Below are 13,623 nucleotides of genomic sequence, written 5' to 3'. Positions count from 1 at the left end.
GGCCCCCTCTCCGGAGCCAGTCTCGAAGCATCACCGGAAGACCCCTCGAACAACCCTCTAGGGAGATGAACCGAGATGCAGACCCTGGCGAACTGGGACGGCGGACCCGGCCCGTGGATCCTGTTCTTCCCGCTGATCTGGGCGGCGGTCGTGGTCGGTGTCGTCACGATCCTGCGGCGCACCGCCGGACGCGGCCGTCGCGGACCGTGGCGCGCCGCGGCGGCCGACGCGGGCCCGTCCGGCGACTCGCCGATCGCGATGCTCGGCCGCCGCTTCGCGGCCGGTGAGATCGACGAGGACGAGTACTGGACCCGGCTGTCGGTCCTGGACGAGCAGTTCGGCCGCACCGGCAAGGGCGGCGCGGCATGACCACCACGACCACCACGACCACCGGCACGTCGCCGGCCGCCCGGGTCGTCGACGCCGTGAAGGTCTACGGCAGCGGCGACACCGGCGTGCGGGCCCTGGACGGGGTGAGCGTCGACTTCCCGGCCGGACGTTTCACCGCGATCATGGGGCCCTCGGGCTCCGGCAAGTCCACCCTGATGCACTGCGCGGCCGGTCTCGACTCCCTCACCGCGGGCGCCGCCCACATCGGCGACACCGAACTGGGCACGCTCGACGACCGCCGCCTCACCCTCCTGCGCCGCGACCGAGTCGGCTTCGTGTTCCAGGCCTTCAACCTGGTGCCGACCCTGACCGTCGCGGAGAACATCAGGCTGCCCCTGGACCTCGCGGGCGGCAAGGGCGACCAAGGCGACCAGGAATGGCTCGACGCCCTGATCGACGTCGTCGGACTGCGCGACCGCCTCCACCACCGTCCCTCCGAACTCTCCGGCGGACAGCAGCAACGCGTCGCCGTGGCCCGGGCGTTCGCCGGACGCCCCGACGTCGTCTTCGCCGACGAGCCGACCGGCAACCTCGACTCCCGTTCCGGCGCGGAGGTCCTCGGGCTGCTCGGCCGGACCGTGCGCCAGACGGCCCGCACGGTCGTCATGGTCACCCACGACCCGGTCGCCGCCGCCCACGCCGACGAGGTCGTGTTCCTCGCGGGCGGACGCCTGGTCGACCGTATGGAAGCCCCGACCGCCGACAAGGTCCTGGACCGCATGAAGGCCCTGGAGGTGCCCTCGTGAACGCCTCCGTGCGACTGAGCATGTCCTCCCTGCGCGCCCACAGGCGGCGCTTCGCCGGGACGTTCCTCGCGGTGTTCCTCGGTGTCGCCTTCCTCGCCGGGACGCTCGTCATGGGCGACACCCTGCGCGCCGGCTTCGACACCATGTTCGGCAACGCGACCAGCGGCACCGACGCCGTGGTCCGCAGCGCCGACGCCATCACCACGCCGGGGGAGAGCGAGGGGGTACGGCAACCGGTCGGCACCGACCTGGTGAACACCGTCGAGAAGGTCCCGGGCGTCGAGGCCGCCGCTGCGAACATCCAGGGCGCCGGCCAACTCGTGGGCGCCGACGGCAAGCCCATCGGCGGCCAGGGCCCGCCCACTCTCGCCGGCAACTGGATCGCCGATCCCGAACTCAACTCCTACCGCCTCGCCGAGGGACGTGCCCCGCGGAAGTCCGGCGAGGTCGTCGTCAACCGCGGTGCCGCCGAGAAGGGCGACCTGAGGATCGGCGACACCACGACCCTGCGCACCCCCGATCCCGTCGAGGTGACGATCGTGGGCCTGGCGACCTTCGGCGGTGAGGACGGCATGGCCCAGGTCACCTTCACCGGCATGACACAGGCTGACGCCGAGAAGTACCTCACGGCCCGCCCGGGCGAGGCGTCGGGCATCCAGGTGCGGGCCGGGCCCGGAGTCAGCCAACAGGAGCTCGTGGACCGGCTGACTCCCGTACTGCCCAAAGGAGTCGAGGCCCTCACCGGCCAGGAGTCGGCCGCGGAGAACACCGACATGATCTCCAGCCAGTTCCTGACCCTCTTCACCACCTTCCTCCTCGTGTTCTCCGGCGTGGCTCTGCTGGTCGCGACCTTCTCCATCCACAACACCTTCGCGATCGTCGTCGCCCAACGCGCCCGTGAGAACGCCCTGTTGCGCGCCCTGGGCGCCTCCCGCCGGCAGGTCACCGCGGCGACCCTGGTCGAGGCGAGCGTCGTGGCCCTGTGCGCGTCGGCCGCCGGGCTGGCGGGCGGCATCGGTGTCGCCGCCGGACTCCAGGCCCTGTTCCCGGCCATCGGATTTCCGTTCCCGGACGGCGAGTTGGTCGTCGGCGCGCTGTCCATGGCGCTGCCGCTCGCGGTCGGCATCGTGGTCTGCCTCGGCTCCGCGCTGCTGCCCGCCGTACGCGCCGGCCGCACCGCGCCCCTGGCAGCCCTGCGCGAGACGGCCGTCGACACCACCGGCGCCTCCCGGGCCCGGGCCGTCACCGGTACGGGCCTCGGCGCCCTCGCCGTCGCGGTCACTCTCACCGGAGTCCTGGTCTCGCCGTCCCTGTGGCTGGCGGGCGGCGGTGCCGTCCTGGCCCTGGTCTCCTTCGTGGTCCTCGGCCCGGTCGCCTCGACCACCGCCGTACGGGTCCTCGGCAGCCCCCTGGACCGGCTGCGCGGCGTGACCGGCGGGCTCGCCCGGCGCAACGCCCTGCGCAGCCCGCGGCGGACGGCCGCCACCGCCAGTGCCCTGATGATCGGTGTGGCCGTGGTCTCGTTGTTCACCGTCTTCGGCGCCTCGCTGAAGGCGACCATGGACCAGACGGTGTCCCGGTCCTTCGCCGGGGACGTAGCCGTCAGCACCCCCTCGTTCGGCGCGGGCGGCAGCGGCCTGAGCCCCCGGCTCGCCGCGGCGGTCCAGGCACTGCCCGAGGTCGACACGGCCGTCGGACTCGGCCGCGGGGTCGCCGAAGTCGACGGCAGGGGAAGGGCGTTGACGATCACCGACCCGCTCGCCCTGGAACGGACCTTCGACCTCGGCAGGATCGACGGCTCCCTGCGTGCTCTTGGCACCGACGGCATCGCCCTCACCAGGACGGAGGCCGACAAGCAGGGCCTGGCCACCGGGGACAGGACGCGCCTGACCTTCACCGACGGCAGGACGGAGACCTTCACGGTCCGCGCGGTCTACGGCCGGTCCGAACTCGCCGGAGACTACGTCATCACCCGCGCCGCCTGGGCCCCGCACCGCACCCAGGACTCCGACACCCTCGTCGCGGTCTCCTTCGAGGACGGCGTGAGCACGGACGCGGGCAGGGCGGCGGTGGGAAAGGTCGCCGAGCGCTACGGCAACCCCGAGGTGCAGACCCGGGACGAGTACGCGCAGTCCTCGGCCGGCGGCATCGACATGATGCTGACCCTCGTCTACGCCCTGCTCGCCCTCGCGGTCCTCATCGCGCTCCTCGGCATCGCCAACACCCTGACCCTGGCGATCCACGAGCGCACCCGCGAACTCGGTCTCCTGCGGGCCGTCGGCCAGACCCGGTCCCAACTACGGGCCATGGTCCGCTGGGAGTCGGTCCTGGTCGCCGCCTTCGGCACGGTCGGCGGGCTCGCCCTCGGCGGCTTCCTCGGCTGGGTGCTGGTCAAGGCCTCGGACGGGGTGAGCGACAGCACCTTCGCCTTCGCGATGCCGCCTCTGCAACTGGCGGTCGTGGCGCTGGTGGGCCTTGCGGCGGGAGCTCTGGCGAGCCTGCGTCCGGCGCGCCGAGCGGGACGCCTGGACGTGCTGCGGGCCATAGCCACCGAGTAGTGGTGAGGGCCCACCGACCCGCACTGGGCCCACGCACCGGCTCGGCACCGGCCGAGGGGGCCCGAAGGTGAACGACCCGTCCAACCGGTCACCGCCCGGTCAGCCGGCAACGGCGGACCGGGCGGGAGCGTGTTCGGGCCGGTGCAGGTCGACGGTGTGCGCGACCTCCACGAAGCGGTGCGCGGGCTTGTCCGCGACCGCCCGCCGCGTCGGGCGCTCGGCGGGCCGTGCGGCCGAGGGCGTGGGCAGCGTGAACCACACGACCTTGCCGCACTCGCCGTCCGGACGGGCGCCCCAGCTCTCGCTGACCGCCGCGACCATCGCGAGCCCCCGCCCGCACGTGGCGAGCGCCTCGGCGTCCTCCAGGACCGGCAGACGCGGGTCGTGGTCGTGCACCGAGACCATGAGACGGTCGAGCAGCAGCTCGATCTCCACGGTGCACGTCTTGTCGGGCTGGGCGTGCCGGTGGACGTTGGCCAACAGCTCCGTCACACCGAGCGCGGCCCGGTCTATGAGGGGATCGAGATGCCAGTAGCGCAACTGCGCAGATACGATTCTGCGGACCTGGCCGATCCGCGACGGCAGGGCTTGGAGCTCCACCGCGCACTGCCTGTTCGGGTGACTGATCACGGCTGCGACTCCCCGACGTGGGTCCGGAAGAACACGGAGTTCGGATCGATCCAGCGGCGTGCCCGCGTGACGTGGCCGCCTGCTGGCGTGGCCGGCGGGGCTGGTTCGCAGCGTTATCGCCGGTAAACCCAGAGTGACGTGGGACCAGCGTGACTCAGTGGGTGCGGTCCCGCAACTCGCGGTGCTTCAGCCGCTGCGGCCCGCGGCCCGCCGTACGGCCTCGATGAACCGGCTGGCCGCGGGCGGCCCTGGTTCGCCCGGGGCGGGATCGTGCTCGCCCAGGGTCAGCAGATACCGGTTGCCGTTGAGGTCCGCCAGCGCCCGGTCCTCCGGGACGAACCACGGCTTGGAGGCGCGCACCGCCTGCACCGGCGCGCTGTCGATCTCGCTGCCGTAACTGGTCAGCAACTCCAGCCTGCCGTCGCTGATCCGGACCTGTCCGGCCCGGGTGAGCGAGCGCAGCCGTTTCCCTATCCGCACGCCTGTGGCCGTGAACTCCGGCTCCGCCATCCCGCTCCGCCCCCTTGTGCGTGTGGGTGACCCGACCCGCGCTGCCGCGGGGGCCGTCGTCCTGTTCCTGTCGTGATCCAGTGTGCGCCCCCGTTCGGGACCTTCGTCCCGTCGGGAAGTCTGCCCGCCCCCGACGTCGAGCACCAGTACGCACGGCGACCTCTCCCAGGGCGCCCGGAGCACTCGCGCGAATGCGCCCCCGCCGCTCCGCGACGCCCTGCCCCAGGGGTGCCTTTGAGGTGCTCAAAGGTGTGTTTATGCAGGTGAGGAGTGTGCGGAAGGTGTCTATGATCGCTGTGGCGGCTGCGCGACGCGCCGTCGGCGCGCAGCCTAAGGAGCCCCCGCCGTGAGCACCCCCCAGAAGGCCCGAACCGGCGAAACCCTCGACGTCGACCACAGCGACGCGGCCTACCGCGGCTGGCTGAAAGAAGCGGTCCGCAAGGTCCAGGCCGACGCCAACCGCTCCGCCGACACCCACCTGCTCCGCTTCCCCCTGCCCGAGAAGTGGGGCATCGACCTGTACCTGAAGGACGAGTCGACCCACCCGACCGGCAGCCTCAAACACCGGCTGGCCCGCTCACTCTTCCTCTACGGCCTCTGCAATGGCTGGATCCGGCCCGGCCGTCCGGTGATCGAGGCGTCCAGCGGCTCGACGGCCGTCTCCGAGGCGTACTTCGCGAAACTGATCGGTGTGCCCTTCATCGCCGTGATGCCGCGCACGACGAGCGCGGAGAAGATCCGCCTCATCGAGTTCCACGGCGGCCAGTGCCACTTCGTGGACGACCCACGGCAGATGTACGAGGGCTGCGCCCGCCTCGCGGTGGAGACCGGCGGTCACTACATGGACCAGTTCACCTACGCGGAACGGGCCACGGACTGGCGTGGCAACAACAACATCGCCGAATCCATCTTCCGCCAGCTCCGGTTGGAGCGGTTCCCGGAGCCCGCGTGGATCGTCGCGACGGCCGGCACCGGAGGCACCTCGGCGACCCTCGCCCGCTATGTGCACTACATGCAGTACGACACCCGCGTCTGTGTCGCCGACCCGGAGAACTCGTGCTTCTTCGAGGGCTGGACCACCGGCGATCCGGACGTCACGTGCGACTGCGGCTCACGCATCGAGGGCATCGGCCGCCCGCGCATGGAACCGAGCTTCGTGCCGGGCGCCATCGACCGGATGATGAAGGTCCCGGACGCCGCCAGTGTGGCCGCCGTCCGCGCCCTGGAGCAGCGCATCGGCCGCAAGGCGGGCGGCTCGACCGGCACCGGGCTGTGGAGCGCGCTGAAGATCGTCGCCGAGATGGTCGCGGAGGGCGGACAGGGCAGCGTGGTCACCCTGCTGTGCGACCCGGGGGACCGCTATCTCGACAAGTACTACTCGGACACCTGGCTCGCCGAACAGCACCTGGACATCGCCCCCTACGCGGCGGCGATCGACTCGCTGCTGGAGACGGGCGTCTGGCGCTGAGCCCCACCGGCCGCCGAGGCTAGCTTCGCGCCACATGCCGGTCGAGCGAGGTGACGGCGTCCCGGAAGACCCGACCCAGGCCCCCGCGCGCGACCGTCATGCCCAGCCGGAACGGCGCCGGCAGGTCGACGGCGAAGGTCCACTGCACCCGGGTGCCGGTGCCCGCCGGGCTCAGTCGCCACTCCTCGACCAGGGCCCGGGGGCCGGGCGCGTTGGTCTCGTCGACGCGATAGGTGTACACCTCGGCCTCCTCGGCGACGAGGACCGTCTCCAGGAAGCGCGTCCCGCCCCTGAGCCGGACCTCGCGCCGATCGCCCTCGTCCAAGGGGCGGGCGAACGTCACCGCACCGAACCAGTCGGCCCAGCCGGGCACGTCCTTGGCCAGCGCGTGGAAGACCAGGGCGGGAGAAGCGGAGATCTCCCGGGCGAAGACCAGCCGTACGGGGGCGGACTCGACGAACTCGATCCCCACCGGGCGCAGTTGACGGGCCATGGGCAAAACCCCCTTGGGGGAGGCAGGCGTTGACCGGGCAGCGTCACCCTAGCTGACGGCCAGTCAGCCGTCTGTACCCTCGTCGGGCTCGCCCGCCACCACCAGGCGCCGCAGATGCTCGGAGATCTCCGCGCGCACCTCGCCGGGCAGCCCGGCGTCCGTCACCAGCGTGTCGACCTGCTCCAGCGCGGCGAACGAACTCAGGCCCACCGTCCCCCACTTGGTATGGTCGGCGACCACCACGACCCGGCGCGCCGACTGCACGAGGCGCCGGTTGGTCTCGGCCTCCGCGAGGTTGGGCGTCGACAGGCCGGCCTCGACCGATATGCCGTGCACACCGAGGAACAGCAGGTCGAAGTGGAGTGCCGCGATGGCCTGGTCCGCCACCGGCCCCACCAGCGAGTCCGAGGGGGTGCGGACCCCGCCGGTCAGCACGACCGTGGCCGCACCCTGGCGGGGGCCCGAGGTGCGCTGCGCCACGTGGAACACGTCGGCCACCCGCACCGAGTTGGTGACGACGGTCAGATCCGGCACGTCGACCAGCCGGTGTGCCAACGCGAACGTCGTCGTCCCGCCCGACAACGCGATCGCGCTGCCCGGCACGACCAGTTCGGCCGCGGCCCGCGCGATGTCCTCCTTGGCGGTCAGCTCCAGCCCGGACTTCGCCTCGAAGCCCGGCTCGTGCGTGCTCGCCTCGACCACCGGGACCGCGCCGCCGTGCACCTTCTCCAGGACGCCCTGGCGGGCCAGCGCGTCGAGGTCACGCCGTACGGTCATGTCCGACACGCCGAGCTTGCGGGTCAGCTCGTTGACGCGGACGCCGCCGCGGCGCCGGACCTCGTCCAGGATCAGAGCGCGTCGCTGCTCCGCGAGGAGGTTCTGATTCTCACTCACGTACGCTCCGGTTCCTCTCGCCTCGACCTGATCCGACATGCCCCGCGCACCCCCTGCCACATGGACGTTTTGCCTGTCCCCGGTCCGCGGACGTCCCATCCTCGCACGGGCCGCGACGGGTCGCGCCACCGACCGTCCCGCCGCGGACATGCCACCGGGGCCGCTTCCCTGCCGTCGGCCTTCACCCGGATCGGGGAGATTCCGTGACGAGAGATGTGCCGCGGTCGCCGAAGAGAGATCCTGGTGCCCGCACAGACAGATGCCGACAGTGCGTCACGGGGGAAGTGCGAACAGTGGAACGTGCGCGGAAACATGTCTCGACAACAGGATCCGACGGCTGCGACCGGCGGCCCGAGGAAACCGGAACCGCCCTGGAACTCCTGGTCCACGGGGTCGGTGGCACCACACCCGAGAAGATGCTCGACGATCCGCGTACCGTGCGGATCACCGGCGACGACACGGCGGCCGTCTTCCGGCGCGCCGACGACGTCGACGCCGAGTCCGGACCACACGACCACCGCGGCCGGCCGGTGCCCGAGGCCTACGTGTGGTGCAACCTCACCTCCGGCAACGGCACCCGCGCCCTGTGGCTGTTGCTGCTGCCCTTCATGGTCGTCAACCTCGCCCACTGGATGCGCCCCACCGCGCGCGGCCGGAAACGGACGGTGCGGCTGTACGGGCTGCTGGTGCGCCTCGCGGGACTGGCCCTGACCGTGCTGCTCGTCGCGGCCGTCTGCGAGGTGGCCCTCGACCTGGCGGCCTGGCAGTGCGCGGGCACGCGCGCGTGCGCCGAGCGGCACACCTGGCTCGGCTTCCTGTCACCCGCGGTCTCGGACGACGGCTGGTGGAGCAGGCCCGGCCGCCGCCTCGCCCTCGCGGCCCTGCTGCCGGCCGCGCTCACCGCCCTGCTGTGGTACCTCTCCCACCGCACCTGGAGCGCGTACGAGTCCCAGCAGCCGATGGCCCGCACCCCCGAACCCGACGAGGAGACCGGCCGCACCGCCCTCAACCGGCCCGGCTTCTGGTACGGCCGCCGCCTGGTGGCCCGGCTGCGTGCCGCCCACACCGTCGCCGGACTGCTCACCGTCGCCGCCGCGGTCGGCACCTCCGCCGCACGCTTCGACCACCGGCCCGGCGGACCCGTACTCCTCGACGTGCTGGGCCGGCTCCTGGAGGTGGCACTGGTCGCCGCAGCGGCGGGCGTGGTGTGGGTGGTCTGCCGCCGGGGCCGCAGCGAGCACCGCCTCGACCGGGAACTCGACGCCCGTCTGGTACGACTGCTGCCGCTCACCGCCGTCGCCCTGCTCGTCCTCGCCGCCGTGTACGCCGGGTGGGAGCGCCCCGGCTGGGAGTCGTCCGGCCGGCTGCCGGGAGACCTGACCTTCGGCGCCATCGCCCTGGTCCAGGGTTTGCTGGTGATCGCCCTCGGCGTGGTCGCCCATGTCCTGCACCGCGCCCGTCCCGATGCGCGCGCCGCGATGCGGGGCCTGGGCGGACCCGCCGTCGCGACGCTGGCCTGCGCACTGGGCGGGGTCATGTCCGGCGGGGTATCCCAGCGGGTCGCCGACTGGCTGGACGGCACCGGCACGAACATCCCCGGCCCGCCGGTCCTGCTGACCTGGCAGGCCTCCGTGATCCCGGCGGTGCTCCTCGTGCTGCTGGTGCTGTGCTCTCTGCTGGCGCGGCGGACCTGGCTGTTGCAGCGGGCCGAACTGGCCACGATGGACCAGGACTACCCCGGCGCGTCCTCGGACGCCACCCGCACCCGCCGTATCGCGCGGACCCGGGCGATGGCCACCCTCACCGACCGCGGCCCCCTCCTCGTCGCGGCCACCGCCGTCACGACCCTCCTCCTCGGCGCCGGAGCCCTGGTGGGGGCGCAGCGCACCGACCAGGCACCCGCCGAGGCCGCACAGGGGACGTACGCCGTCGTCGAGGGTGCCGCGGACACCGCGCAGGCGCTGGGCTCCTGGCTGATCGGACTCGGCTTCCTGCTGTTCGTCACCTGGGGCCGACGCGCCTACAAGGACCCCTCCGCCCGCCGCACCATCGGCATCCTCTGGGACGTCGGCACGTTCTGGCCGCGCGCCGCCCACCCCTTCGCGCCGCCCTGCTACGCGGAGCGCGCGGTGCCCGACCTGACCTGGCGCATGGAGACCTGGACCCGCGCCACCGGAGGCCGGCTCGTGCTGTCCGGACACTCCCAGGGCAGCGTGCTCGCCGCCGCGGCCGCCTGGCAACTCACCCCGTCCGTCCGCAAACGCGTCGCCCTGCTGACGTACGGCTCCCCACTGGAGCGCCTCTACGGCCGCTGGTTCCCGGCGCACTTCGGCCCCGCCGCGCTCAGCGCCCTGCACCACGACGTCGACTGCTGGCGCAATCTGCACCGCCCCACCGACCCGATCGGCGGACCGATGCGGCTGCCCGGCGACTGCGGCCCCGAAGTGGACCGCGCCGCCCTCAAGGACCCCCTGGAGTACGGCCGCTCCGACGCCCACCCGCTGCCCGCGCCGATCCTGGGCCACTCCGACTACCAGTCCGACCCGGCCTTCGCCGAGGAACGCGAACGGCTGCTGGCCCGGCTGCGGCCGGACGTACCGGAGCCCCGGCACGAGACCGGGACTCAGGACAGCTCGGGCAGGTCCTCCGTGTAGAGCAGGGTCAGGTCGTCCTTGCTCGGATCGACGACATGGGCGACCCGGCTGGCATGCCGCTCGACCATCGCCTCGAAGGTCTGCCGCGCTGTGCGGCCGTTGCCGAAGGCCGGCCCCTTGGGGAGCGTCGTGAAGTACTTCCGCAGGCCCTCCGAGGCGCCCGGTGCCAGCCGGTACTCGTGCTCCTCGGCCTGCTGCTCGACGATCCGCAGCAGCTCCTCGGGGTTGTAGTCGCTGAAGGTGATGGTCCGTGAGAAGCGGGACGCCACACCGGGGTTGACCGAGAGGAAGCGCTCCATCTCGGCCGTGTAGCCCGCCACGATCACCACCACCGCGTCCCGGTGGTCCTCCATCAGCTTCACCAGCGTGTCGATGGCCTCCTTGCCGAAGTCCCGGCCCGAGTCCTCCGGCGAGAGCGCGTACGCCTCGTCGATGAACAGCACCCCGCCACGCGCCTTGTCGAAGGCCTCCTGGGTGCGGATCGCCGTGGAACCGATGTGCTCGCCGACCAGGTCGACCCGGGACACCTCCATGAGGTGACCCTTCTCCAGCACACCGAGGGAGGCGAGGATCTCGCCGTAGAGCCGTGCGACCGTCGTCTTGCCGGTGCCCGGGGAGCCCGTGAAGACGAGGTGGCGCTTGACCGAGGCGGCCTTGAGGCCCGCCTGCTGCCGGCGCCGGCCCACCTCGATCATGTCGGTGAGCGCCCGGACCTCGCGCTTGACGCTGTCCAGGCCCACCAGCGCGTCCAGTTCACCCAGCACGTCCTTCGACGTCCGCACCGGTTTCTCCGGCTCCGCGGCGGCGACCAGCGGCTCCTGCTCGGTGCTGCGCTGCCCGGGAATCGCGCCCAGCAGCCCGGAGGACTGGCCCACCGTCTGTACGGCGGGCTCCGCCGCGGCCGGCTGGCGGGGGCCGCCGCTCTCGTCGCTCGTGCAGTCCTCGACCACGGGGCCCGCCCCGGACGCGGCGTCCGGGCCGGCGTCCGCGAACTCGTACCCGCCGCGAGCGCAGCGTTCCGTACGGCACTTCTTCAGCGTCGTACGGGAGCCGTCGATCACGTGGAAGCCGTAGCCGCCGCTGTTCGTGACCCGGCAGTTCAGGAAGCTGCCCCGGCCGCCCGCCGAGACGTAGAAGCCCGCTTCGGCGGGGGAGTCGACGGTGCAGCGCTCCACCGTCGGGTCGGCACCCTTGGTGACGATCACACCGGTCTGGGTGCCGTCCACCGTGCAGTTGTTGAGGGTGCCGCCGCTGCCGTGGTCACGGAACCAGGCGCCGGTCGCCGCGTCCCGGATGCGGCAGTCGTCGAGCTGCGCGGTGGCGCCGTCGCTCACCGACACGGCCGTGTTGCGCACCTGGGAGAGATCGCTGTCGACGACATCGACGCGCGAACCGCGGTCGAGGACGAACAGGGCGTCCGGCACGTCGTGCACCCGGCAGGAGTCGAGGACGACGGTGGCGCCGTCGCTGACCCAGACGGCCGGGTAGTCGCCCGTGCTGTCGAAGATCTCGCACTGGTTGGCGTCCACCCGCGTGCCCGGGTCCCACACCGACAGGCCGTTGCGGCCGAACTGACGCACCGTCGTCCGGGTCAGCGTGAGGACCGAGCGCGAGCGCAGGTCGATCGCGTTCTCCGGGATGTCGTGGATACGGCAGTCGGCCAGGGTCAGTACGGCGTCCGTGTCGAGCGTGACGCCGTCCGCAGTGGTGCGGTGCACATCGCAGTCGGTGAGGTGCGCGGTGGCCCGGCCGGTGACCTGGACGCCGCTGCCCCGGACCTCGTAGATCTCGCAACCCACCGCTTCCAGCGCGGAGTTCTCACCCGTCGCCGACAGGCCCACACCCGAGGCGTGGTGCACCCGGCAGCGGTCCAGGCGGGGGTGCCCGCCGTCGCGTACCGCGATGCCCGCCTGGCCGGCCGCGACGACCTCGCACTCCTCGAACACGCCGCCCCCGCCGTCGAGGACGGCGATGCCGATGCCGGCCGGGTTGTCGACGGTGCAGCGCCGCACGGTCGGCCGGGCGCCGCCGCGCACCTCGATGCCGGCCGCGGAACGCGTGACGATCCGGATGTCCGTGAGCTCGGGGGTGCCCTCCTCGACGAGCAGGGCGGGCGCCGCCGCGTCCTGGCCCTCCACATGCAGGTCCTGCACCACGGCCGAGGCGGACACGGTCAACGGCACCCCGTCCAGGGGCGCGATGCGTACCGAACCGGGGGAGCCCTCGGGGCCGCGCAGGGTCACCGCCCGCTGGACGACGAGGTTCTCCCGGTAGGTGCCGGGGGCGATGGTGAGGACGTCGCCTTCGGCCGCGGCCTCCAGGGCGGCGGCGAGCGACGCGTACTCACCCGTGCGGCGCCGCCAGCGCGATGTGCCGGTGTGCGTCACCTGGACCGTGCCCTGTGCCATGGCGTTGCTGTGCCCCCACCTCGTGGTACGCGGGTTGATGCCGAATACGTTCGGCCGGTCCACCGTAGCGTGCGAGCGGGCGGTGGGTTGACCAGAGCCGGAAGGCCGTCAGCAGCCGGTACCGGTCCTGCCCCAGTCCGGGCCCGCCCGGTCCCATGCCTGGTCCCAACGGGCGTACCGGCGACGGACCATGCGCCACAGCGCGAGCCGTCTGCCCGCCTCGACGAGGCCCGTGACGAGCAGGGTCGCCCCGAACCCGGCCAGGACGGCATGGGTGGTCGCCGTGGCGGCGTCGAGCGGGCGGGCCACCATGCGGCCGTGCTCGTCCGTCCAGAGCCTGAAGTGGTCGCCGGGGTGCGGGGTCCGCAGGGCGGCCAGCACCGTGCCGTGGTGCGCGGTGCCGTCCGGGGCGGTCCAGTCGGCCTGTACGCGGCTGCGCAGATCCCGGCCGGAGGAGGTCTCGGGGTCGACGTCCAGAGGAGAGTTGTCCAGTTTGCGGACCACGGTGGCCGTCACCAGGTGACGTGCCTCGCGCTGCTCCCGCGCGGACCGCTGCAGCGCCTCCTGCGTCACGCCGCCGACGAGGGAGCCGATCGCGGGCCCGGCGACCAGGATCAGCAGCAGGGCCACCAGGGCCACCCAGGCCTCGGCCAGATCGGTCGCACGGCGCAGCGGATTGTGCCGCCAGCGCCAGAGTCCGCTGATCGCTCGCACCGTCTCCCACCCCCTTCCCCGATCCGTGATAACCCCGGCGGAGCCGTTCACGCGCGGCCCCGGTCAAAGAGAGAGCGAAATCACCTGTGGCCGGGTCCTCCCGTGGACTTCTCACGCCCTCCAACGCCCGGGCCCCCGGGCGGGGTTCCCGGCTGCGC

General features: G+C 72.7%; 11 protein-coding genes. 5 read left to right on the top strand and 6 right to left on the bottom strand.

Annotated features, from left to right (window positions below; genetic code table 11):
• The first annotated feature begins 75 nt into the window (after positions 1-75).
• From ACZ5VD_RS10480 to ACZ5VD_RS10470, 3 genes are read left to right on the top strand one after another with little or no spacing between them, the layout of a single operon-like run.
• On the top strand, positions 76-369 hold the full coding sequence (locus ACZ5VD_RS10480; protein WP_468551846.1) for an SHOCT domain-containing protein: 294 nt from the start codon (positions 76-78) through the stop codon (positions 367-369).
• Positions 366-1,136: an ABC transporter ATP-binding protein gene (locus ACZ5VD_RS10475; protein WP_468681893.1), complete on the top strand. Its 771-nt coding sequence runs from the start codon at positions 366-368 to the stop codon at positions 1,134-1,136. Before ACZ5VD_RS10480 ends, ACZ5VD_RS10475 begins: the two co-directional genes overlap by 4 nt.
• On the top strand, positions 1,133-3,694 hold the full coding sequence (locus tag ACZ5VD_RS10470; RefSeq protein ID WP_468681892.1) for an ABC transporter permease: 2,562 nt from the start codon (positions 1,133-1,135) through the stop codon (positions 3,692-3,694). Before ACZ5VD_RS10475 ends, ACZ5VD_RS10470 begins: the two co-directional genes overlap by 4 nt.
• A gap of 99 nt (positions 3,695-3,793) precedes the next feature.
• Here the strand turns inward: ACZ5VD_RS10470 and ACZ5VD_RS10465 are convergent, their stop codons facing one another.
• Positions 3,794-4,324 carry an ATP-binding protein gene (locus ACZ5VD_RS10465; protein WP_468551849.1) on the bottom strand — a complete coding sequence of 177 codons (531 nt, stop codon included), beginning with the start codon at positions 4,322-4,324 and terminating at the stop codon, positions 3,794-3,796.
• Positions 4,325-4,510: 186 nt separating this feature from the next.
• On the bottom strand, positions 4,511-4,834 hold the full coding sequence (locus tag ACZ5VD_RS10460) for a hypothetical protein (RefSeq protein WP_468551850.1): 324 nt from the start codon (positions 4,832-4,834) through the stop codon (positions 4,511-4,513).
• Positions 4,835-5,180: 346 nt separating this feature from the next.
• Between ACZ5VD_RS10460 and ACZ5VD_RS10455 the strand changes: the two genes are divergently transcribed.
• Positions 5,181-6,302 (top strand): PLP-dependent cysteine synthase family protein, encoded by a 1,122-nt coding sequence (locus ACZ5VD_RS10455; protein WP_468551851.1) that lies wholly within the window; start codon positions 5,181-5,183, stop codon positions 6,300-6,302.
• 19 nt (positions 6,303-6,321) lie between these two features.
• Here ACZ5VD_RS10455 and ACZ5VD_RS10450 read toward each other — a convergent pair whose 3' ends face one another.
• Both ACZ5VD_RS10450 and ACZ5VD_RS10445 read right to left on the bottom strand, forming a co-directional pair.
• Positions 6,322-6,795 (bottom strand): SRPBCC family protein, encoded by a 474-nt coding sequence (locus ACZ5VD_RS10450; RefSeq protein ID WP_468551852.1) that lies wholly within the window; start codon positions 6,793-6,795, stop codon positions 6,322-6,324.
• A gap of 63 nt (positions 6,796-6,858) precedes the next feature.
• Positions 6,859-7,689, bottom strand: coding sequence for a DeoR/GlpR family DNA-binding transcription regulator (locus tag ACZ5VD_RS10445; RefSeq protein WP_468551853.1), 831 nt, complete (start codon positions 7,687-7,689; stop codon positions 6,859-6,861).
• Positions 7,690-7,982: 293 nt separating this feature from the next.
• On the opposite strand from ACZ5VD_RS10445, the gene ACZ5VD_RS10440 reads away from it, so the two are divergent.
• Complete coding sequence (locus ACZ5VD_RS10440) at positions 7,983-10,343, top strand: hypothetical protein (protein ID WP_468681888.1); 2,361 nt, start codon at positions 7,983-7,985, stop codon at positions 10,341-10,343.
• Here the strand turns inward: ACZ5VD_RS10440 and ACZ5VD_RS10435 are convergent.
• Complete coding sequence (locus ACZ5VD_RS10435) at positions 10,313-12,751, bottom strand: right-handed parallel beta-helix repeat-containing protein (RefSeq protein ID WP_468681886.1); 2,439 nt, start codon at positions 12,749-12,751, stop codon at positions 10,313-10,315. The genes ACZ5VD_RS10440 and ACZ5VD_RS10435 overlap by 31 nt on opposite strands.
• Positions 12,752-12,859: 108 nt before the next feature.
• Entirely contained in the window at positions 12,860-13,465 is a 606-nt protein-coding gene (locus ACZ5VD_RS10430) for an Rv1733c family protein (RefSeq protein WP_468551856.1), read from the bottom strand.
• Positions 13,466-13,623: the final 158 nt, after the last annotated feature.

Source organism: Streptomyces sp. NPDC032822 (assembly GCF_055578825.1).
This window is presented reverse-complemented; position numbering and strand designations above follow the sequence as displayed.

What these genes read in the sequence shown, in the direction of transcription:
- ACZ5VD_RS10480 (WP_468551846.1), top strand. Translation starts at nt 76, where the DNA reads ATGCAGACCCTGGCGAACTGGGACGGCGGACCCGGCCCGTGGATCCTG.
- ACZ5VD_RS10475 (WP_468681893.1), top strand. Translation starts at nt 366, where the DNA reads ATGACCACCACGACCACCACGACCACCGGCACGTCGCCGGCCGCCCGG.
- ACZ5VD_RS10435 (WP_468681886.1), bottom strand. Translation starts at nt 12,751, where the DNA reads ATGGCACAGGGCACGGTCCAGGTGACGCACACCGGCACATCGCGCTGG.
- ACZ5VD_RS10450 (WP_468551852.1), bottom strand. Translation starts at nt 6,795, where the DNA reads ATGGCCCGTCAACTGCGCCCGGTGGGGATCGAGTTCGTCGAGTCCGCC.
- ACZ5VD_RS10460 (WP_468551850.1), bottom strand. Translation starts at nt 4,834, where the DNA reads ATGGCGGAGCCGGAGTTCACGGCCACAGGCGTGCGGATAGGGAAACGG.